Origin of the sequence: Xanthomonas chitinilytica (assembly GCF_026107455.2) — a bacterium.
GTDB lineage: Bacteria > Pseudomonadota > Gammaproteobacteria > Xanthomonadales > Xanthomonadaceae > Stenotrophomonas > Stenotrophomonas chitinilytica.
Window position 1 is genome coordinate 43408 of the sequence record NZ_JAPCHY010000017.1, and the last position, 20609, is coordinate 64016.

The window sequence follows — 20609 nt, forward strand, 5'->3', positions numbered from 1 at the left end:
AAAAAACCGTCCAGACCGCACACTCCCACGTCGCTTCGCGCACCTTCCCAGAGATACATGAACGCCCGCTACAACGCCGCCGATATCGAAGTTCTCTCCGGCCTGGACCCGGTCAAGCGCCGGCCCGGCATGTACACCGACACCACCCGCCCCAACCACCTGGCGCAGGAAGTGATCGACAACGCGGTCGACGAGGCCCTGGCCGGCCACGCCCGCACCGTCGAGGTCACCCTGTTCAAGGACGGCAGCTGCGAGGTCAGCGACGACGGCCGCGGCATGCCGGTGGACATCCACCCGGAAGAGAAGATCCCCGGCGTCGAGCTGATCCTGACCCGGCTGCATGCCGGCGGCAAGTTCAGCAACAAGAACTACACCTTCTCCGGCGGCCTGCACGGCGTCGGCGTCAGCGTGGTCAATGCGCTGTCCACGCTGGTCGAGGTGCACATCAAGCGCGACGGCAGCGAACACCGCATCACCTTCCGCAACGGCGACCGCGCCACCCCGCTGGAAGTGGTGGGCAGCGTCGGCAAGAAGAACACCGGCACCCGGGTGCGCTTCTGGGCCGACCCCAAGTACTTCGACACCCCGAAGTACAACGTGCGCGCGCTCAAGCACCTGCTGCGCGCCAAGGCGGTGCTGTGCCCCGGTCTGAACGTGCGCCTGACCGACGAGGCCACCGGCGAGACCGACACCTGGCACTACGAGGACGGCCTGCGCGACTACCTCAAGCTGGAGCTGGGCGAGCGCGAGATGCTGCCGGCCGAGCTGTTCGTCGGCAACCTGAAGAAGGACACCGAGGTGGTGGACTGGGCCGTGGCCTGGCTGCCGGAAGGCGAACTGGTGCAGGAGAGCTACGTCAACCTGATCCCCACCGCCCAGCACGGCACCCACGTCAACGGCCTGCGCACCGGCCTGACCGAAGCGCTGCGCGAGTTCTGCGACTTCCGCAACCTGCTGCCGCGCGGGGTCAAGCTGGCGCCGGAAGACGTGTGGGACCGGGTCTCGTTCGTGCTGTCGCTGAAGATGACCGACCCGCAGTTCAGCGGCCAGACCAAGGAACGCCTGTCCTCGCGCCAGGCCGCCGGCTTCGTCGAGGGCGCCGCCCACGATGCCTTCAGCCTGCTGCTGAACCAGAACGTGGAGCTGGGCGAGAAGATCGCGCAGATCGCCATCGAGCGCGCCAGTGCGCGCCTGAAGACCGAGAAGCTGGTCGTCCGCAAGAAGGTCACCCAGGGGCCCGCCCTGCCCGGCAAGCTGGCCGACTGCATCAGCCAGGACCTGTCGCGCACCGAGCTGTTCCTGGTCGAGGGCGACTCGGCCGGCGGCAGCGCCAAGCAGGCCCGCGACAAGGACTTCCAGGCGATCCTGCCGCTGCGCGGCAAGATCCTCAACACTTGGGAAGTGGCTTCCGGCAGCGTGCTGGCCTCGGAGGAAGTGCACAACCTGGCCATCGCCATCGGCTGCGACCCGGGCAAGGAAGACATCGGCGGGCTGCGCTACGGCAAGGTGGTGATCCTGGCCGACGCCGATTCGGACGGCCTGCACATCGCCACCCTGCTCACCGCGCTGTTCCTGAAGCACTTCCCGGCGCTGGTCGATGCCGGGCACGTGTTCGTGGCGATGCCGCCGCTGTTCCGCGTGGACGTGGGCAAGCAGGTGTTCTACGCCCTGGATGAGGAAGAGAAGCGCTCGCTGCTGGACAAGATCGAACGCGAGAAACTCAAGGGCCAGGTCAGCGTCACCCGCTTCAAGGGCCTGGGCGAGATGAACCCGCAGCAGCTGCGCGAGTCCACCATCCATCCCGATACCCGGCGCCTGGTGCAGCTGACCATCGACGACGGCGAACAGACCCGTTCGCTGATGGACATGCTGCTGGCGAAGAAGCGGGCCTCGGACCGGAAGGGGTGGCTGGAAACCAAGGGCGATCTGGCTTCGCTGGAAGTCTGATTACGGCAGCCTGATTCCAGGCGATTCCTTGCCCGGGGCGCGGCGACGGCCCTGTCATCACGACCATACCGTTGTTCAATCCGCCCGGCGGAAACCGACGAGCGGCCGACAACGCCCGTCGCCCCTGCGAAGGCGGGGACGACGCAAGCCATCCGCCCCGCCAGCGAATGCCTTCGCCCAAGCCCACGAAAAAGCCCGCCTTGCGGCGGGCTCTTCGTGCTTCGAATCCGGGCCGGGATCAGACCCAGCCCACCATCGCGAACAGCTTCAGGATCAGGTAGGCGCAGCCGCCGGCCGCGGGAATGGTCAGGATCCACGCCCACAGGATGCGTTCGATCACGCCGATCTTCAGCGAACGCGGGTTCTTGGCGAAGCCCACGCCCATGATCGCGGTGGAGATGCTGTGGGTGGTGGATACCGGCATGCCGAAGTGGGCGGCAACGGTCAGGATCGTGGCCGAGCTGGTTTCCGCGGCGAAGCCGTGGATCGGGTGCAGCTTGACCATCTTGTGACCCAGCGTCTTGATGATCTTCCAGCCGCCCGAGGCGGTACCGGCGGCCATCACGACGGCGCAGGTCAACACGATCCAGGTGGCGATCGCCTGCCCGTCGCTGGCCTGCGGGTGCAGGAATCCCAGCCACGACGGCAGCTCGTCCAGCACTCCGGTGGCCTCGGCGCCGATCAGGGTCATGGCGATGATGCCCATGGTCTTCTGCGCGTCGTTGTGGCCGTGGGCGAAGCCCATGTAGGCGGCCGAGACGATCTGCGCCTTGCCGAAGAAGGCGTTGACCCAGCGCGGACGCGCCAGCCGGCCGATCGCGCCGCCGATCTTCGCCAGCCCGGCGATCAACGCCCACAACAGGCACATCACCAGGATGCCGAGCACGAAGCCGGCCACCGGCGAGGTGATCATCGGCAGGAACACCTTCCACAGCAGGCCCTTGTTCTGCGCCCAGCTGCCCAGCCGCTCGGACCAGATCAGCGCATCCCAGTTGTTGTGGGCCGCGGCCAGGCCGGCGCCGCACAGGCCACCGATCAGCGCGTGCGAGGACGAGGACGGCAGGCCCTTCCACCACGTGATCAGGTTCCAGACGATGCCGCCGAGCAGCGCGCACAGGATCACCTGCGGGGTGACGTCGACGACGTCGGTGTTGATCAGGCCCGAGGCGATGGTCAGGGCCACCGCGGTGCCGGTCAGCGCACCGATCAGGTTCATGAAGGCAGCCAGCAGCACGGCCGAGCCGGGCGAGAGCACCTTGGTCGCCACCACGGTGGCGATGGAGTTGGCGGTGTCGTGGAAGCCGTTGATGAACTCGAAGACGAGCGCGGCCAGGATCACCACCAGCACTAGGGTGAGCATCGGCGGTTCCCGTCAGCTGTTCTTGAGCACGATCTGGTAGGCCACCACGCCGGCTTCGCGGCAGCGGTCGATGGCCTTTTCCAGGATCTCGAAGAATTCCTTGAGCAGGAACATCTGCAGGTTGTCCAGGCGCCCGGAATAGATGTCCCGGTACAGCTCCAGCATCAGCCGGTCGGCCTCGTTCTCCAACGCCCGCAGCTTCTCGTTGAGCGCGGTCATGCGGTCCAGGTTCATGTGGCGCAGGTCGTTGACCATTTCCACCACCACCGTGGCCGCCTGCTCCAGCATCGCCGCGCGCGGCGCGAAGTCGATCTGCTCCAGGTGCTGGACCGCCAGCGAGTAGCGGTCGGCGAACTTCTCGATCTGCTTGGGAATCTTGTACAGCGCCGAGCCCAGCGCCTCGATGTCCTCGCGCTCGATCGGGGTCATGAAGCTGTCCACCAGCGCCTGGCTGATCTTGTCCGAGGCCGCGCGCTCGCGCAGGCGCGCCAGCTTGAAGGCGTCCAGCGCCGGCTGCCGGTCGGCTTCGCGCATCATCGCGTGGAGCGCCTTGGCGCTGTCGTAGGCGGCCTGTGCGGCCTCGTCCAGCAGGGTGTAGAACTGTTTGCCGGAGCCGAAAATGGTCTGCAACGAGAACATGAGGAACCTAATTCGCCGTCTCGGGGAGGACGGCACCGGGCGGAATTATGACGGCTAGATGACCGTCCTGGTAATACCGCGGCCTCCATCCCCGCCCGTCCCGCCCGCGTGAGCCCGGGCTTGCCGGTCCGGCACCGGCTTTTGTTAAGATGCGCAGGCGCCTCGGGCGCAGCCTATGGACGACGACCCCCATCCCCCGCCGCGACACCGCGCTGCCCGCCTGGGCAGGTACTCCAACCGTACCTGCGTGATCCCGCATCCCCCGCTGCCACCAACCGGGGATGCCGCCCGTGTTTGAATTCCTGATCGTCATCGCCCTGGTCCTGCTGAACGGGTTCTTCGCCATGTCCGAGATGTCGGTCATGACCTCCCGCAAGAGCCGCCTCAAGCAGATGGCCGGATCCAGCAAGCGCGCCGAACGGGCGCTGGCGCTGGCGGAAAAGCCCGAGAACTTCCTGTCCACGGTGCAGATCGGCATCACCCTGATCGGCGTGCTCACCGGCCTGTTCGGCGGCGAGGCCATCGGCCTGGGCATCGCCGCCTGGCTGCAGCAGCTGGTGCCGGCCACGGCCGCCTACGCCGATGTGATCGGCAAGACCCTGGCGGTGGCGCTGATCACCTTCCTGACGCTCATCTTCGGCGAACTGGTACCTAAACGGGTCGCAATCACCCGCTCGGAGAGCATCGCCGGGCTGGTCGCGCTGCCCATGGGCTGGCTCGCCACCATTGCCGCGCCCGGCGTATGGGTGCTGTCCCGGACCACCCGGCTGGTGCTGCACGTGCTGGGCCTGGGCAAGGACGAATCGGCGCAGGTGACCGAAGAGGAGATCCGCATGCTGGTGGCCGAGAGCCACGAGCAGGGGGTGATCGACGCCCACGAGCGCGACATGATGAACCGGGTCATGCGCCTGGGCGACCGCACCGCCGACAGCCTGATGACCCCGCGCAACCGCATCGCCTGGCTGGACACCACCGCCGATCCGGAAAAGAACCTGCAGACCATGCGCGACAACGCGTTCTCGCGCTACCCGGTCTACCGCGACAACGACCAGGACATCGTCGGCATCCTCGAGGTGAAGAGCCTGGTCACCCGCATGTACGACGGCGACCCGTCGCTGTTCCGGAACCTGCGCGAGACGCTGTACGTGTCCGAGTCCACCCACGCGATGAAGCTGCTGGAGATCTTCCGCGAGGAGCAGCAGTCGATGGCGCTGGTGGTGGACGAGTACGGCGAGATCCAGGGCCTGGTGACCATCAGCGACCTGATGGGCGCGGTGGTCGGCCGCCTGCAGGCGGTGGAGAACACCGACGAGGACGCGCTGGTGGTGACCCGCGAGGACGGCTCGCTGCTGATCGACGGCTCGCTGCCGGTCGACGAACTGCGCGACCTGCTGGGCGGGGTCGAACTGCCGGCCGCCGAGGAAGGCGACTACCACACGCTGGCCGGCATGTGCATCCACTATTTCGGCCGCATCCCGCACGTCGGCGAGTACTTCGACTGGGCCGGCTGGCGCATCGAGATCATCGATCTGGATGGCGCCCGGATCGACAAGCTGCTGCTGCGCACCCTGCCCGAAGACGCCAGCGATGAAGCCACCGCCTGATTCCAGCGGCGGGCACGCTCCCGGCTACCGCAACGAAGGCATCCGCACGTTGCTCGAGACCTTCGCCTCCGGCGACCCGGACGAGGTGCTGCGGCTCGGCCGGATCCTGCTGAACCTGCAGCAGGGCGGCTTCGGCGTGTTCCTGTTCATCGCGATCCTGCCGGCGTTCGTGCCGATCCCCGGGGTCGGCGGCGCGGTCAGCGGTCCGCTGGTGATCCTGATCGGACTGCAGATGCTGGTCGGCCTGCGCCGGCCCTGGCTGCCCCGCTTCATCGGCGAGCGCGGCCCGCGCCGCCGCACCATGCAGCGCTTCCTGCACAAGATCTCCCCGCCGCTGCGGCGGCTGGACCGGATGCTGAAACCGCGCCTGCCGGCGATGCTGGACCCGCTGCCGGCGCATGTGCTGACCGGCGCGCTGCTGGTCCTGATCGGGCTGCTGCTGTCGCTGCCGATCCCGTTCACCAACTACCTGTTCGGCTTCCAGCTGCTGCTGTTCGCGCTGGCCCTGCTGGAACGCGACGGCGCGCTGATGCTGCTCAACTGGATCGCCGCGCTGGCCGCGATCGCCTTCTTCGGCTTCAGCTCCGGCCACCTGCTCGGCTACACCGTCGAGCAGTTCCAGCGCTGGTTCGGCTGAGCCTGCGCCTCGCAACCTGCCCGCGACCTGTCGCGGACGCAGGCAGGTTGCGCGCTTGGCGGGAAGACATCGCACATGTGTCGATGCCTGCGCATTCCGGGCAGCGGGATCGGCAACGGGTTCTCAGGGGCCGAGGCTGCGCCAGGCCTGCATCGCCAGTTCGAACGAACGCAGCCGCGCCCGGTGGTCGAAGATGTTGGCGGTCAGCAGCAGTTCGTCCGGGCGATGCCGCCCGACGAACGCCGCCATGCCGGCGGCCACGCCTTCCGCATCGCCGAGCACCGTGCACGCCAGCGCGCGCTCGACGCCGGCCTTCTCGTGCGGCTCCCAGAACGCCTCGATGTCGTCGACCGGCGGCGGGATCAGTCCCGGCCGGCCGCGGCGCAGGTTGACGAAGCTCTGCTGCTGGGTGGTGAACAGCCGCCGCGACTCTCTTTCCGAATCGCTGGCCACCACGTTCAGCGCCAGGATCGCGTATGGCCGCTCCAGCCGCGCCGAACGGCGGAACTCCCGGCGATAGACGTCCAGCGCCTCGTCCATCGCGTCGGGGGCGAAATGCGAGGCGAAGGCGAACGGCAGTCCCATCGCCGCCGCCAGCCGCGCACTGAACAGGCTCGAGCCCAGCAGCCATACCGGCACCTCGATGCCGGCGCCGGGGACCGCGCGCACCGCCTGCCCCGGCTGTGCCGGCTCGAAGTAGTGCAGCAGCTCGCGCACGTCCTGCGGGAACTGGTCGGCGCTGTCGAAATAGCGGCGCAGCGCGCGGGTGGTGGCCTGGTCGGTGCCCGGCGCCCGGCCCAGCCCCAGGTCGATGCGGTCGGGGTACAGCGACGCCAGCGTGCCGAACTGTTCGGCCACCTGCAGCGGCGAGTGGTTGGGCAGCATGATGCCGCCGGCACCGACGCGGATGCGGCGGGTACCGCCGGCCACGTGGCCGATCAGCACCGCGGTGGCGGCGCTGGCGATGCCCGGCATGCTGTGGTGCTCGGCCAGCCAGTAGCGGTGGTAGCCCCAGTCGTCGGCATGCCGGGCCAGGTCCAGCATGTTGGCGAAGGCACGGGTGGGATCGCTGCCCTCGCAGACCGGGGCGAGATCGAGGATCGACAAGGGGATCATCAGGCGGTTTCCGTCGGCGTAGCCCCTACACATGGGGCCGTGCGCCACCTTTGCCAGCGCTCCACCGCCTACGCGGGCACAACACTGATTTCCGCTGCCCACCGCCGGTCACTCCCGGCCAAGGTGCCGGCTCCCGCCACGCAGCCCTTGTCCGTGCGGCAACCGCGGCGCTCGGCCGGGACAGTGCTCAGGCCGCCGCCGGCTCCGGCTCGTCGCGGTCCACCAGCGGCTGCAGCTGCGGGTCCAGCGCCACCCGCTCGTCGAACACGAAGCAGCGTCCCTCGTAGCCCTCGCCGCCGACCGCCTCGAAATAGCCGAGGATGCCGCCGTCGAGCTGCAGCACGTTGTCCATGCCGTCGCCGCGCATCCACAGCGCCGCCTTCTCGCAGCGGATGCCGCCGGTGCAGAAGCTGACCACGGTGGCATCGGCCAGCGCCGGCCGGTGCGGCTCCAGCGCCTGCGGCAGGTCGGTGAACCTGGCGATGGGCAGGGTCAGCGCGCCGGCGAAGGTGCCGTATTCGAACTCCTGGGCGTTGCGGGTATCGAGCATCACCACGCGCCTGCCGGCATCGTCGTGCCCCTGCCGGAGCCAGCGCTGCAGCGTCTGCGGGTCCACGCTGGGCGCGCGTTCCTGGTCCAGCGGCTGTGCGTCGTCGCGGCGGAAGCTGATGATCTCCGGCTTGACCTTGGCCTTGAGCCGCGCGAACGGCTGCATGCGGCTGCGGCTGTACTTCACCCGCATCTGCGCGAAGCGGGAATCGGCCTGCAGCGCCCGGTAGAAGGCGTCGATACCCTCGCCGCTTCCGGCCAGGAACAGGTTCACGCCCTCTTCGGCCACCAGCACGGTGCCGCGCAGTCCGTTGTCCTGCGCGCTTTGGTACAGCTGCGCGGCAAGCGCCTGCGGGTCGGCGACGGGAACGAAATGGTAGGCGGCGGTATTGACGATCATCGGCCTATTTTAGGCGCTTCCCGTACTGCGGGCGAAGAACCGGACGTTCCGGGCCGACCGCGGACGGCTCGCGGCCACGGGAACGCCGGAAGCTCCGTGGCTTCCCCCAACCTCCCTCCTTCCCCGCCTCAGCGGGTCAGCAGGAAGAACGGCAGCAGCACCAACGAAGCCACCAGCAGCATCGCGACCAGGGTCGCCAGCACGAACAGCGGCCGCCGCCGGATCAGCGTGCCGAAGGTCTCGGCGGTGCCGTCGCGCAGCGCCGCCTCGCGCTCGGCCCGTACCCGTTCGCCGCGCGCGGCCTGGTAGTCGGCCATCAGCGCCTTGGCGCGGGGATGCTCGGTGTTGTCCTTGATCCAGATCCCGCCGGCGGAAATGCCCCACGGGCTGGGACGGGTCTCGTAGTAGCCGATGCGGTGGGCATCGAGCAGCGCGCGCACGTCGTCGGCCTCGTCTTCGGCCACGTTGCGCAGGTTGAGCAGCAGTTTCGACATGCCGCCATGATAGCGCCCGGCGATGCGCTAACCTTGCACGCCCCCGACTCCACCGGATTCCCGACGATGCGCCGCCTGCTGATCCCGCTGCTGCTGTCCCTGCTCGCCGCCTGCACCCCGCCCGGCCCGCCCGGCCCGCCCGGCCCGCCGCCGGGCGGCAGCATCGCCGAATTCCAGAAGCTCGACACCGTGGCCGGCGACGGCGCCGAAGCCGTGGCCGGCCACGACGTGACCGTGCACTACAGCGGCTGGCTGTACGACGAGAACGCCGCCGACAAGCACGGCCGCAAGTTCGACAGCTCGCTCGACCGCGGCGAGCCGTTCACCTTCCCGCTGGGCGCCGGCAAGGTCATCCGCGGCTGGGACGAGGGCATGGCCGGGATGAAGGTCGGCGGCAAGCGCACGCTGATGATCCCGGCCGAGTACGGCTACGGCGCCCGCGGCGCCGGCGGCGTGATTCCGCCGAACGCATCGCTGGTGTTCGAGGTGGAACTGCTGGACGTGGCCCCGCGCTGAGCGGACGCCGTCGCCATGCCGCATCCGCAGAACCCGCGACGCGTGGCCGTGATCGGCGGCGGTCCCGCCGGCCTGATGGCGGCCGAGACCGTGCGCGCCGCCGGCCATGCGGTGGATCTCTACGAGGCCAAGGGCTCGCCCGGCCGCAAGTTCCTGATCGCCGGCAAGGGCGGCCTCAACCTGACCCATTCCGATCCGCGCCCGCTGTTCGACAGCCGCTACCGCGGGCAGGCCTCGACCGTCGGCCAGTGGCTGGATGGGTTCGATGCGCAGGCACTGCGCGACTGGGCTGCCGGCTTCGGCGTGGAGACCTACGTGGGCAGCTCCGGCCGCGTGTTCCCGGTCGACCGCAAGGCCGCACCGCTGCTGCGCGGCTGGGTGCGGCGGCTGAAGGAACAGGGCGTGCGCCTGCATGCCAACCATCGCTGGATCGGCTGGAGCGACGACGGCACCCTGCGCTTCGCCACCGAAGACGGCGAGAAGCAGGCCACCGCCGATGCCACCGTGCTGGCACTGGGCGGCGGCAGCTGGCCGCAGCTGGGCAGCGACGGCGCCTGGGTCGCGCCGTTGCAGGCGCGCGGCGTGGACATCGCCCCGCTGCAGTCGGCCAACTGTGGTTTCGACATCGACTGGACCCCGTTCTTCGCCCAGCGCCATGCGGGCGCACCGCTGAAACCGGTGGTCGCGCACTGGATCGACCTGGCCGGCCAGCCGCAGTCGCTGCAGGGCGAATGCGTGGCCAGCGAATACGGCATCGAAGGCAGTCTGGTCTACGCGCTGGCCGCCGACCTGCGCGAGACCATCAACCGCGATGGCCATGCCCCGCTGTGGCTGGACCTGGTGCCGGGCCGCGACGAGGCGCGCCTGCTGGCCGACCTGTCGCGCCCGCGCAAGGGCCGCAGCTTCGGCGAGCACCTGCGCCGCCAGGCCGGGCTGGATGCGGTGAAGGCCGCGCTGGTGTTCGAGATCCTCGGCAAGGACGCCGGCCACGACCTGCCGGCCGTGGCCGCCACGCTCAAGCGTCTGCCGCTGCGCCTGCTGCGACCGCGGCCAATGGCCGAGGTGATCAGCACCGCCGGTGGCGTGCGCCTGGATGCGCTGGATGAAGGTTTGATGCTGCGCGCCCTGCCCGGCGTGTTCTGTGCCGGCGAGATGCTGGACTGGGAGGCACCGACCGGCGGCTACCTGCTCACCGCATGCTACGCGAGCGGCCGGCGTGCGGCCGAGGGCGTGATCGGGTGGTTGGCCGGACGTTGAGGGTTCATTGAGATTGCCGGCCAACGGCCGGCGCTACCCACGGGCGACGCATGCTCAGCGAGGCCAGCGCAATACCACCGGGATGCGGATAGGCTTCCTCGCGCACGGCGATGAAGCCCTGTCGCCGATAGAACGGCACGGCGTTGAGCGAAGCGGACAGCACCACGTCGCGACTCCGGTCGGCCATCTCCAGCAGGCGTTGCATCAGGGCCCGGCCAATGCCCCGGCCACCGCGATCCGGGGCTACGAACAGCGCATCGACCTCATTGCCGTCGGCATCGAATACGCCGAAACCGAGCAACGTGCCCTGCCCATCTTCGGCCACCACGCCACCGCCCTGCCCCAGCAACCGCGGGTACTGCGTCGGCGGTGGCGAGGCCGACCACGGCGCGATCACCTCTGGCGGATAGTGGCTGCTGCAGGTCTCGCGTATGCAGCGCGTGCGCAGCGCCCACAGCGTGGCGATGTCATCGAGGGTACCGGCCCTGAACTGCACGAGGCCTCCTTGTAGCGTCGAGCTTGCTCGACCGATTTCGACCCGACGCCTCCAGATCGGGAGCAAGAGCGGTCGACCAACGGTCGACTCCCCCATCCCATCGACGTCAGCGCGACTTGCTCGCCCGCAGCGCCTGTATCCGCGCCGGCGGCTGGAACGAATCGCTGCGCGCGTCGCCCCAGTAGTCGTGGAAGACCGCATGGTCCGGCACCGTGCGCAGCAGCTCGCCGGGGGCGAGGTAGCGGTACAGCGAGGCCAGCGAACGGATCTCCACCGGCGACACCCGGCGCACGATGTGTTCCGGGCCCAGTTCCGATGGATCGTTCAGGCCGGCCGCGCACAGCAGGTCGCGCAGCGCGCGCATGGTGTTCTCGTGGTAATGGTGCACGCGGGTGGCCTTGTCGGCCGCGTCGAGATGGCGCCAGCGGCGCGGATCCTGGGTGGCGATGCCGGTCGGGCACTTGTCGGTATGGCAGCTCAGCGACTGGATGCAGCCCAGCGCGAACATGAAGCCGCGACCGGCATTGCACCAGTCCGCGCCCATCGCCAGGGTGCGGGCGATGTCGAACGCGCTGCCGATCTTGCCGGCGGCACCGATCCTGATGCGCTCGCGCAGGTCCAGCCCCACCAGGGTGTTGTGCACCAGCATCAGCGCCTCGTGCATCGGCACGCCGACGTGGTCCATGAACTCGGCCGGCGCCGCGCCGGTGCCGCCCTCGGCGCCGTCGACGACGATGAAATCCGGCAGCAGCCCGGTCTCCTGCATCGCCTTGGCGATGCCGAACCACTCCCACGGATGGCCGATGGCCAGCTTGAAGCCGACCGGCTTGCCGCCGGACAGCTCGCGCAGGCGGGCCACGAAGCGCAGCAGTTCCACCGGGGTCGAGAACGCCGAATGCTTCGACGGCGACACGCAGTCCACGCCCATCGGCACGCCGCGCGTGAGCGAGATCTCGGCGCTGACCTTGGCCGCCGGCAGCACCCCGCCGTGGCCGGGCTTGGCGCCCTGCGAGAGCTTGATCTCGATCATCTTCACCTGCTCGAGCGCGGCGTTGGCGACGAACCGCTCCTCGCTGAAGCCGCCGTGCTCGTCGCGGCAACCGAAGTAGCCCGAGCCGATCTCCCACACTAGGTCGCCGCCCATCTCGCGGTGGTAGGGCGAGATCGAGCCTTCGCCGGTGTCGTGGTAGAAGCCGCCGCGGCGCGCGCCCTCGTTCAGCGCGCGCACGGCGTTGGCCGACAGCGAGCCGAAGCTCATCGCCGAGATGTTGAACACGCTGGCCGAGTACGGCCTGGCGCAGCCGGGGCCGATCAGGATGCGGAAATCGTGGTCGGGTATCTCGGTCGGCGCCAGCGAGTGGTTGATCCACTCGTAGTCCACCGCATAGGTGCTGCGCAGGGTGCCGAACGGCACCACGTCCATGGTGTTCTTCGAGCGCTGGTAGATCAGCGCACGCTGCTGCCGCGAGAACGGCACGTCCTCCAGGTCGCTCTGCACGAAGTACTGGCGGATCTCCGGACCGATCGATTCCAGCCCGTAGCGGAAATGCGCCAGGATCGGATAGTTGCGGCGCAGGGTGCTGCGCTTCTGCAGCAGGTCCCAGGTGCCCAGCAGGACCAGGACCGCGAAGATCCCGATGCCCCACCCCCACGACGGCCAGTACGGGGTCAACGCCAGCGACAGCAGCAGCATGGCGACGGCGACGGCAAAGCCCAGGTAACGGAGCATCACGTTCCTCGCGAAGGATGGAAGGCCAGTCTACAGGCGGTCGTCCACCGCCTCGCGCGGCCACGCCGACTTGACGTCGTACACCACCGCGCCCGGCTTGCCGAGCGCGCGCACCTGCCCGGCATCCATCGCGCGGTACTGCTCGTGCGCCACCGCCAGCACCACCGCGTCGTAGCTGCCGGCGCGCGGCGCGGCCGCCAGCTCGGCGCCATGGCGCTGCGCCAAAGCCGCATCGGCCCAGGGGTCGCAGGCATCCACCCGCGCACCGCCGGCCGCCAGCGCCTGCACCAGTTCCAGCGCGCGGCTGTTGCGCAGGTCCGGGCAGTTCTCCTTGAAGGTGACGCCCAGCACCAGGATCGCGGCCTCGGCCAGCGCGGTCCCGCGCTCGCGCAGCAGCGCCTCCACCCGCGCGGCCACGTGCGCGCCGACGCGGTTGTTGACCTGGCGCGCGGTGTGGATCAGGTCCGGGTGGTAGCCCACGCTTTCGGACTTGTGCAGCAGGTAGTACGGGTCCACGCCGATGCAGTGCCCGCCCACCAGCCCGGGGCGGAACGGCAGGAAGTTCCACTTGCTGCCGGCCGCCTCCAGCACGTCCAGGGTGTCGATGCCCAGCTTGTCGAAGATCAGCGCCAGCTCGTTGACCAGGGCGATGTTGACGTCGCGCTGGATGTTCTCGATCACCTTGGCCGCCTCGGCGACCCGGATCGAGGGCGCGCGCCAGGTGCCGGCGACGATGATCCGCGCGTACAGCGCGTCCACCACGTCGGCGGCGTCAGGAGTGGAGCCGGAGGTGATCTTGCGGATGTCCGGCAGGCGCCGCTGGCGGTCGCCGGGGTTGATCCGCTCCGGGCTGTAGCCGCAGAAGAAGTCGGTGTTGAAGCGCAGGCCCGAGCCCTGCTCCAGCAACGGCACGCACACCTCTTCGGTGGTGCCCGGGTAGACCGTGGACTCGTAGATCACCAGGTCGCCGCGCTTGAGCACGCCGGCGATCAGCGCGCTGGCGTCGCGCAGCGGCTGCAGGTCGGGCTGCTCCCAGGCGTCGATCGGCGTGGGCACGGTCACGATGAAGACGTTGCGCCCGGCCAGTTCGGCGGCATCGGCGGTATAGCGCGCATGCACGCCCTGGCGCAGTTCCTCGTCGAGCAGTTCCAGGGTGTGGTCGTGCCCGGCCTGCAGCTGCGCCACGCGGCCGGCGTCGATGTCGTAGCCCAGCGTATCCAGCGTCTTGCCGAACTCCACCGCCAACGGCAGGCCCACGTACCCCAGGCCGATGATGGCGATGCGCGGCACGGCCGCGGCGGAAATCAAATCGGCGCTCATGCCGTTCCTTGCGCTGGTGTATGTCGTGCCCGGAGCCGGGACCGCGCGAAAACTGCACAAGCGGTTTTGCGCGGAGGGCGGCAGGCGCTGGAAAGCCCTTGTAGCGATGGTGCCCGGAGCCGGAATCGAACCGGCATGGGGTCGCCCCCGGCGGATTTTAAGTCCGATGCGTCTACCAGTTTCGCCATCCGGGCATCGCAATAGCGTGCCTGATCGCCGGCCGATTGTGAAATGCCGGCGTCACGGGAACGGCCGCCGCCCCGGCATGCAATGGCCGGCCGCGGCCGGCAGGCCTCAGATCGCGCGCGAGTAGCGGGCCGGCTGCGCCGGTTCCTGCAGGTAGCGGTCGAAGCACATGGCGATCAGCCGCAGCAGCGGCCGCCCGGGCACGGTGGCGCGGATGACGCCGTCGCGGTATTCGGCCAGCCCGTCGTCCTGCAACGACCGCAGCGCCGCCAGCTCGTGCTCGAAGTAGCGTTCGAAATCGATCCCGTGCTCGCGCCCCAGTGCCGCGGTGTCCAGCACGCCCTGGCACATCAGCTGCTGGATCAGCTCGGCTCGCAGCCGGTCGTCGGCCGACAGTTCCAGCCCGCGCCACACCGGCGGCCGGCCGGCGTCCACCGCCGCTTCCCAGCCAGGGAGGTCGCGCGGATTCTGGCTGTAGCTGTCGTCGATGTGGCTGATCGCGCTGACGCCCAGGCCGACCAGGTCGGTCTGCGCGTGGGTGGTATAGCCCATGAAGTTGCGGTGCAGGCCACCGGCCCGCTGCGCGCGCGACAGGTCCTCCTCCGGCAGCGCGAAGTGGTCCATGCCGATGTACTGGTAGCCGGCGGCGGACAGCTTGCGCACCGCCAGCCCGAGCAGCGCCAGCTTCTGTTCCGGGCCGGGCAGGTCGGCGTCGTGGATCTGCCGTTGCGCGCGGAACATGTGCGGCAGGTGCGCGTAGCCGTACACCGCCAGCCGGTCCGGCCGCACCGCGACCACCGTGTCCAGGGTACGCCCGAAGCCCTCCAGGCTCTGCCTGGGCAGGCCGTAGATCAGGTCGACGTTGACCGAGCGCAGGCCATGCCGGCGGCAGGCGTCGATGATCGCCAGGGTCTGTTCCACCGACTGCTCGCGGTTGATCGCCTTCTGCACCTCGGCATCGAAATCCTGCACGCCCAGGCTGGCGCGGTTGAAGCCCATCTGCGCGAGCGCCCCGATCTCTTCGGGCGAGACGAAACGCGGGTCGAGCTCGATGGAGAAATCGCGCCCCTTCCCTTCGCTGAAGCGGAACCGCCGGCCCAGTCCGTCGACCATCTCCGCCAGCAGTTCCGGCGAGAGGAAATTGGGGGTTCCTCCGCCCAGGTGCAGCTGCACGACTTCGCGCGCGCCGTCGAACAGCGGCGCCACCGCGTCGGCCTCGCGCAGCACGCGCTCGACGTAGGCCCGCCCCTTCGAAACGTCGCGGGTGATCACCCGGTTGCAGCCACAATAGAAGCACGGGCTGGTGCAGTACGGCACATGCACGTAGAGCGACAGCGCGCGACCGGCCTCGTTGCTGCGCGCGGCGGCCGCGCGCAGCTGCGCCTCGCCGTAGCCATCGTGGAAATGCGGCGCGGTGGGATAGGAGGTGTAGCGCGGCCCGGGCCGGTCGTGCCGGCGCAGGATTTCCGGGTCGAAGGTCCAGCCAAGCGCGGCCGCGGTGGAGGTGGCGATGTCCATGCCGCCAGCATCTCCCCGGCCGCCCCGTCGCGCCTTGAGCCAGATCAATCTCCCGCGCCGCCGCGGGGTTCGTTCAGGATCCGGCGCCGTGCATCGGCAGCGACGGCCAGCGCAGCATCTGGAAGCGGCGCCAGAAGGTATCGGCGATGCGCGCGGCCACGTCGTCGGCCAGCCGCTGCATCGGCGCGTTGCCCAGTTCGGCGGTGGTCTGCCGGAACAGCTGCAGCCAGCGTTCGAACAGGCCCGCGTTCAGCTCGTCCATCGCCATGTGCTTGGGCATCGGCGCGCCCCTGAAGCGGCGGGTACCACGCAGCATGGCCGACCAGAAATCCACCAGCTGCGCCAGGTGCGCGTCCCAGTCGTGCACGCGCGCACCGAACACCGGCCCGAGCAGCTCGTCTTCGCGCACCCGGGCGTAGAAACGGTGCACCAGCGCGGTCACTTCCTGCTCGCTGCACAGGTCGGCGGCCGGTTGCGGCAGCCCCTCGTCGGGCATTTCGGTTCTCCCTGTTTCGTTCGCCGGCATGTACCGAACTTTCGCCGGTGCCGTGGAGTGCACATTGATCAGGATCAATGTGCGGCGCCGCCGGCGTACCTAGGCTGGCATCGGCGGCTCTGCGCCGGCACGGCGCGAGGCCGTGGCAGGTGCCGGACCGTCCAGTATATCGCCCGCCGCGCCGGGCACGTCCCGGACCCTGCCCATGAGCGATTTCGACACCCTTCCCGACCGCCCCCCGCGGCGGCCGCTGACCCAGCAGCTCGGCGCGATCCTGTGGCCGAGCTTCCTTGCCGCCGCGCTGGCGAGCGCCGTGTTCTTCGCCTTCGTCGATCCGCTGCTGCTGCGGGACATCACCTTCCCCGGCCAGCACCTGAGCCGCGAGCTCGGCTATACCGCCGGGTTCTTCATGTTCTGGTCGGTGACCGCACTCGCCAGCGCGGTCACCTGCTTCCTGCTGCGCCCGCTGCACGGGGACGAAGACGGGCAACCGCTGGAATGAAACCCGCGCGAGCACCGATTCCCCTGCAACAGTTGCACACGCCGCGCGCCCTCGGCGTCCACCCGGCGCCGGCGCATCCCGGCCGCGGTCGCCAAAGCCGGTGGCGGGCCGCCATGGCCGCGCTGCTGCTGGCCGCGTTCTACCTGCTTCCCTGGTTGCGCTGGGACGGCCGCCAGGCGGTGTTGTTCGACCTGCCGGCCCGCCGTTTCGACCTGTTCGGCCTGAGCCTGTGGCCTGGCGATTTCGTCTGGCTGCTGTGGTTCGCGGCGCTGGCCGGTTGCGGCCTGTTCCTGCTGACCGCCAGCGCCGGCCGCGTGTGGTGCGGCTTCGGCTGTCCGCAGACCCTGATGACGCGCGTCTTCCGCGGCATCGAACGCATCACCGCCTTCGCCGGGCCGATGCGCCACCCCGGCCTCGTCGCCCGCCAGCTGCTGTGGGCGGCCCTGGCACTGTGGACCGGCATCACCTTCGTCGGTTTCTTCTCGCCCATCCGCGGCCTGCTGGGCGGCCCCTGGCCCCCGGCATGGAGTGGCTGGGAGATCTTCTGGGCCGGGTTCTACGCGCTGGCCACCTGGGGCAACGCCGGTTTCCTGCGCGAGCAGGTCTGCAGCTACCTGTGCCCCTACGCGCGCCTGCAACGCGCGATCTGCGACCGCGACACCCCGCGCGTCGCGTACGACCCGTGCCGTGGCGAACCGCGCGGTCCGCGCCCACCCGGCCAGGGCAGCGTCATGCAGCGCGCACGCGGACTGCTCGACGGCACCACCGCACGCGACTACGTATTCCGCGCCACCCATGCGGCCATCGCCGGCCCCCTGCCCCGGTTCGGCATCGAGCACCTGGGCGACTGCGTGGAATGCCGGCAGTGCGTCCAGGCCTGCCCGCTCGCGCTGGATATCCGCAACGGTTCCGACCAGCGTTGCATCGATTGCGGCGCCTGCATCGACGCCTGCGACGCGACGATGGCGCGCTACGGCTTCCCGCGCGGACTGGTCCGCCGCATCAGTCCCAACGCGCAGGAACCGGGTGGCGGCCGCTGGCTGCGCCCGCGCACGCTCGGCGCGCTGCTGCTGATGGCCGCCCTGCTACTGGGCGGCGCGTTGGCGATGGCGATGTCCCCGCACCCGGGAATTCCCGCGCCCGGAGCCGGGCCGTCCTCCACGTCCTGAACTCCCGTCGCGTCCGGCCGATGTTCCACCCGGCCAGGCACTCGACCGCCCCCCAGCCGGGGAAACCCGGCCTGCCGGTTGCCATGCAGGCACCGGCATCCTGACGACGGGAAACGCGACAAGCAGGCGGCTGTGTCCCGGCAACGATCGCCACCGCCCGGAACCCCACGCCGGCCCGGCCATTCCCCTCGCCTACCCGGATGCTTCCCCCGTTACCCGTCGGCATCGTGGCAAGGGCGGCCAGAAAGCGCTTCCATTGGGCATCGGACAAGCGGATGCCCGGCACGGGAGGAGCGCGGCGGCCGGAAGGTTCCACATGAGCGGAGTTCGTCCCGACGGCTCGGCTCCGTGCCATCGCCCTATCGCCCCCCCTGCATCTGGAAAACATGAAAACGGAGAACAGGAGTACGAAATGACCGGAGCCTGGAAACAATTCGCGACCCTCATCGCGATCACCCTGGCCATGCCCGCGCCGGCGGCCGAGGCGCCGCAGTCGCCGCCCTCCGCGCCACCGGCCACGGAGGGCTACACCATGCCGTCGACGCAGGCATGGGACATGACGTCCGACAGCGGCGAGGTCTACCGCATCTTCGTTTCCTTCCCCGGCACCGAGGCGCCGGACGACGGTTATCCCGTCCTGTATGTATTGGACGGCAACGCCATGTTCGCGGGATTCGCCGAAGCGCGGCGGATCCAGGAGTATTACGACGTCGGCAAGACGATCGTCGTCGGCATCGGCTATCCGACCGACCAGGCCTACGATGCGCGCCGTCTCAACGACTACACCCCGCCGCTGCTCGACCCGCCGCCCACGATCTACCGTTCGCTGGCGAAGTACAGGAGCGGCGGTCGCGCCGCGTTCCTCGATTTCCTGACGGGCAAACTGCGGACGGAAATCGGCCAGCGCTACCGGATCAACCCCGAGCGGCAGGCGCTGTTCGGCCATTCGCTGGGCGGACTGTTCGGGCTCTACGCGCTCTATACGCAGCCGCAGGCGTTCCAGTCGATCGTCGCCGCCAGCCCGTCGCTGGAATGGAACGAGCAAGGCGTGCTCCGCGAAGAGCGGGAGTTCATGGCACGGCTCGCCAGCGGCAAGGTGGGCCGGACGAGCCACCTGATGGTGGTCGTGGGCGGTCGCGACGTCGACGACGATCCGTACATGGCCGAAGCCTTCGTCAGGAGGATGGACCCGCTGTCCGGCCACGGCCTGCGGGTACGCTTCCTGCGTTATGAGGACGAAGGGCATATGAGCGTGCCGGCCCGTGCGGTGACCGATACCCTGCGCTTCGTCTCCGAATCGCGCTGAAGCCCGGCCGTTCCGACAAGACCCGATGCGGGCCCAGGACGGGAGGGAGCCGCGACCGCACGCGACGGCGGCGCCCACATGCGTCTCATGAAGCCCGGAGTACCGGCGTAGCCATCGGGGATTGGGAGAAAGACCAGAAAGCAAAAGGCCCGCTGTCGCGGGCCTTTTGCCTGATCTGAAATTGGAGGCCTGGGTCGGAATCGAACCGGCGTACGCGGATTTGCAATCCGCTGCATAACCACTCTGCTACCAGGCCGGTGGATCTGGATTCTATCGAAAAACCCGCGAAGGGTTAGCCCGACAGTACAAGACCCCGCGAGCGGGGTCCTGTCGAAACTGGAGCGGGAAACGAGACTCGAACTCGCGACCTCAACCTTGGCAAGGTTGCGCTCTACCAACTGAGCTATTCCCGCGGAGGAGCTACGCATGATACAGCCAATCCATGCATTGCACCAGCTTTTTTAACAACTTTCTTCACATCATCGCGTGCATCGCATCCCTGCCCGGGATCTTCCCGACGCCGGATTGCAGCGGACGAATCCGGCAACCGCGAACGACTGGAACTGCACGCCCCCTGAGATGAAAAGACCCCGATCACGGGGCCTTTTTCAACCTGGAGCGGGAAACGAGACTCGAACTCGCGACCTCAACCTTGGCAAGGTTGCGCTCTACCAACTGAGCTATTCCCGCTTGGGAGGCGAAATTCTACATGCAATCGCCTACCTGTCAACAGCCCTCTTCTCACTTTTTCCGGCTCTGCGCGCGCGCCGCCATTTCGTCCTCGCGCAGGCTCGGCCAGGCCGCATGCAGGTACTGGAATCCGGACCACAAGGTGAGCAGCGCGGCGATCGCCAGCGTCCAGTCGCCGATGTGGAAAATCAGCCCGCCCATCCAGATGTCGTGGGCGGGGGTCGTGCCCGGTATGACCGAGTACAGCAGGCACAACAGCGCGATCATCTGCGCGGTGGTCTTGACCTTGCCGATCATCGCCACCCGCACCTTGGCGCGCTGGCCGATCTCGGCCATCCACTCGCGCAATGCCGATACCGCGATCTCGCGGCCGACGATCACCGCCGCCCAGAACGCCATCCACGGCGTGGGGTGCCCCTGCACGATCAGGAACAGCGCCACCGCCACCATCAGCTTGTCGGCCACCGGGTCGAGAAAGGCGCCGAACGCCGAGTGCAACTGGTAGCGGCGGGCGATCCAGCCGTCCAGCCAGTCGGTGATCGCGGCCAGGCCGAAGATCGCCGCACAGGCGAAATTGGTCCACTTGTAGGGCAGATAGAACACCAGGACCAGCACCGGGATCATCACGATCCGCAGCAGCGTCAGCCAGGTGGGAATGGTCAATTTCATCTCGCAGCT

Annotated in this window: 19 protein-coding genes and 4 tRNA genes; 8 read left to right on the forward strand and 15 right to left on the reverse strand. The window is 69.0% G+C overall.

Annotated features, from left to right (window positions below):
- Positions 1-57 precede the first annotated feature (57 nt).
- Positions 58-1947 (forward strand): DNA topoisomerase IV subunit B, encoded by a 1890-nt coding sequence (parE, locus tag OK345_RS16215; RefSeq protein ID WP_265129050.1) that lies wholly within the window; start codon positions 58-60, stop codon positions 1945-1947.
- Positions 1948-2185: 238 nt separating this feature from the next.
- Here parE and OK345_RS16220 read toward each other — a convergent pair whose 3' ends face one another.
- Complete coding sequence (locus OK345_RS16220; protein ID WP_265129051.1) at positions 2186-3307, reverse strand: inorganic phosphate transporter; 1122 nt, start codon at positions 3305-3307, stop codon at positions 2186-2188.
- A gap of 12 nt (positions 3308-3319) precedes the next feature.
- A complete protein-coding gene (locus OK345_RS16225; RefSeq protein ID WP_265129052.1) occupies positions 3320-3946 on the reverse strand; it encodes a DUF47 domain-containing protein in 627 nt (208 codons plus the stop codon).
- A 290-nt stretch (positions 3947-4236) separates the two neighbouring features.
- On the opposite strand from OK345_RS16225, the gene OK345_RS16230 reads away from it, so the two are divergent.
- A complete protein-coding gene (locus tag OK345_RS16230) occupies positions 4237-5550 on the forward strand; it encodes a hemolysin family protein (protein ID WP_265129053.1) in 1314 nt (437 codons plus the stop codon).
- Positions 5534-6187: an exopolysaccharide biosynthesis protein gene (locus OK345_RS16235; RefSeq protein WP_265129054.1), complete on the forward strand. Its 654-nt coding sequence runs from the start codon at positions 5534-5536 to the stop codon at positions 6185-6187. The genes OK345_RS16230 and OK345_RS16235 overlap by 17 nt, the downstream gene beginning before the upstream one ends.
- A 123-nt stretch (positions 6188-6310) precedes the next feature.
- On the opposite strand, the gene OK345_RS16240 is transcribed toward OK345_RS16235, so the two are convergent.
- The 3 genes from OK345_RS16240 to OK345_RS16250 all read right to left on the reverse strand — a co-directional run bounded on the left by OK345_RS16240 (position 6311) and on the right by OK345_RS16250 (position 8746).
- Entirely contained in the window at positions 6311-7303 is a 993-nt protein-coding gene (locus tag OK345_RS16240) for an LLM class flavin-dependent oxidoreductase (protein WP_265129055.1), read from the reverse strand.
- Positions 7304-7490: 187 nt separating this feature from the next.
- The gene (locus OK345_RS16245; protein WP_265129056.1) at positions 7491-8252 is read right to left on the reverse strand and encodes a sulfurtransferase; all 762 of its coding nucleotides are present in this window, start codon (positions 8250-8252) and stop codon (positions 7491-7493) included.
- Positions 8253-8380: 128 nt separating this feature from the next.
- Positions 8381-8746: a DUF6164 family protein gene (locus tag OK345_RS16250; RefSeq protein WP_265129057.1), complete on the reverse strand. Its 366-nt coding sequence runs from the start codon at positions 8744-8746 to the stop codon at positions 8381-8383.
- Positions 8747-8812: 66 nt separating this feature from the next.
- Here OK345_RS16250 and OK345_RS16255 point away from each other — a divergent pair, with 66 nt between their 5' ends.
- Positions 8813-9262: an FKBP-type peptidyl-prolyl cis-trans isomerase gene (locus OK345_RS16255; RefSeq protein ID WP_265129058.1), complete on the forward strand. Its 450-nt coding sequence runs from the start codon at positions 8813-8815 to the stop codon at positions 9260-9262.
- Positions 9263-9277: 15 nt separating this feature from the next.
- Positions 9278-10519, forward strand: coding sequence for a TIGR03862 family flavoprotein (locus tag OK345_RS16260; RefSeq protein ID WP_265129059.1), 1242 nt, complete (start codon positions 9278-9280; stop codon positions 10517-10519).
- Positions 10520-10523: 4 nt separating this feature from the next.
- On the opposite strand, the gene OK345_RS16265 is transcribed toward OK345_RS16260, so the two are convergent.
- The 6 genes from OK345_RS16265 to OK345_RS16290 form a co-directional block, all read right to left on the reverse strand.
- Positions 10524-11015: a GNAT family N-acetyltransferase gene (locus OK345_RS16265; RefSeq protein WP_265129060.1), complete on the reverse strand. Its 492-nt coding sequence runs from the start codon at positions 11013-11015 to the stop codon at positions 10524-10526.
- A gap of 106 nt (positions 11016-11121) precedes the next feature.
- Positions 11122-12744 carry an FMN-binding glutamate synthase family protein gene (locus OK345_RS16270; RefSeq protein ID WP_265129061.1) on the reverse strand — a complete coding sequence of 541 codons (1623 nt, stop codon included), beginning with the start codon at positions 12742-12744 and terminating at the stop codon, positions 11122-11124.
- Positions 12745-12774: 30 nt separating this feature from the next.
- The gene (locus OK345_RS16275) at positions 12775-14064 is read right to left on the reverse strand and encodes a nucleotide sugar dehydrogenase (protein ID WP_265129062.1); all 1290 of its coding nucleotides are present in this window, start codon (positions 14062-14064) and stop codon (positions 12775-12777) included.
- 107 nt (positions 14065-14171) lie between these two features.
- Positions 14172-14258 (reverse strand) — tRNA-Leu (locus tag OK345_RS16280).
- Between the two features lie 100 nt (positions 14259-14358).
- The gene (gene hemN, locus OK345_RS16285) at positions 14359-15768 is read right to left on the reverse strand and encodes an oxygen-independent coproporphyrinogen III oxidase (RefSeq protein WP_265129063.1); all 1410 of its coding nucleotides are present in this window, start codon (positions 15766-15768) and stop codon (positions 14359-14361) included.
- 73 nt (positions 15769-15841) lie between these two features.
- A complete protein-coding gene (locus OK345_RS16290; RefSeq protein WP_265129064.1) occupies positions 15842-16264 on the reverse strand; it encodes a group III truncated hemoglobin in 423 nt (140 codons plus the stop codon).
- A 205-nt stretch (positions 16265-16469) separates the two neighbouring features.
- Between OK345_RS16290 and OK345_RS16295 the strand changes: the two genes are divergently transcribed.
- The 3 genes from OK345_RS16295 to OK345_RS16305 all read left to right on the forward strand — a co-directional run bounded on the left by OK345_RS16295 (position 16470) and on the right by OK345_RS16305 (position 19241).
- The gene (locus OK345_RS16295) at positions 16470-16766 is read left to right on the forward strand and encodes a hypothetical protein (RefSeq protein ID WP_265129065.1); all 297 of its coding nucleotides are present in this window, start codon (positions 16470-16472) and stop codon (positions 16764-16766) included.
- Positions 16767-16879: 113 nt separating this feature from the next.
- Complete coding sequence (locus OK345_RS16300; RefSeq protein WP_265129066.1) at positions 16880-17935, forward strand: 4Fe-4S dicluster domain-containing protein; 1056 nt, start codon at positions 16880-16882, stop codon at positions 17933-17935.
- 316 nt (positions 17936-18251) lie between these two features.
- A complete protein-coding gene (locus OK345_RS16305; RefSeq protein WP_265129067.1) occupies positions 18252-19241 on the forward strand; it encodes an alpha/beta hydrolase in 990 nt (329 codons plus the stop codon).
- Positions 19242-19423: 182 nt separating this feature from the next.
- On the opposite strand, the gene OK345_RS16310 is transcribed toward OK345_RS16305, so the two are convergent.
- The 4 genes from OK345_RS16310 to pgsA all read right to left on the reverse strand — a co-directional run bounded on the left by OK345_RS16310 (position 19424) and on the right by pgsA (position 20600).
- Positions 19424-19497, reverse strand: a tRNA-Cys gene (locus tag OK345_RS16310).
- A gap of 81 nt (positions 19498-19578) precedes the next feature.
- Positions 19579-19654, reverse strand: a tRNA-Gly gene (locus tag OK345_RS16315).
- Positions 19655-19855: 201 nt separating this feature from the next.
- Positions 19856-19931 (reverse strand) — tRNA-Gly (locus OK345_RS16320).
- 51 nt (positions 19932-19982) lie between these two features.
- On the reverse strand, positions 19983-20600 hold the full coding sequence (gene pgsA, locus OK345_RS16325) for a CDP-diacylglycerol--glycerol-3-phosphate 3-phosphatidyltransferase (RefSeq protein WP_265129068.1): 618 nt from the start codon (positions 20598-20600) through the stop codon (positions 19983-19985).
- Positions 20601-20609: the final 9 nt, after the last annotated feature.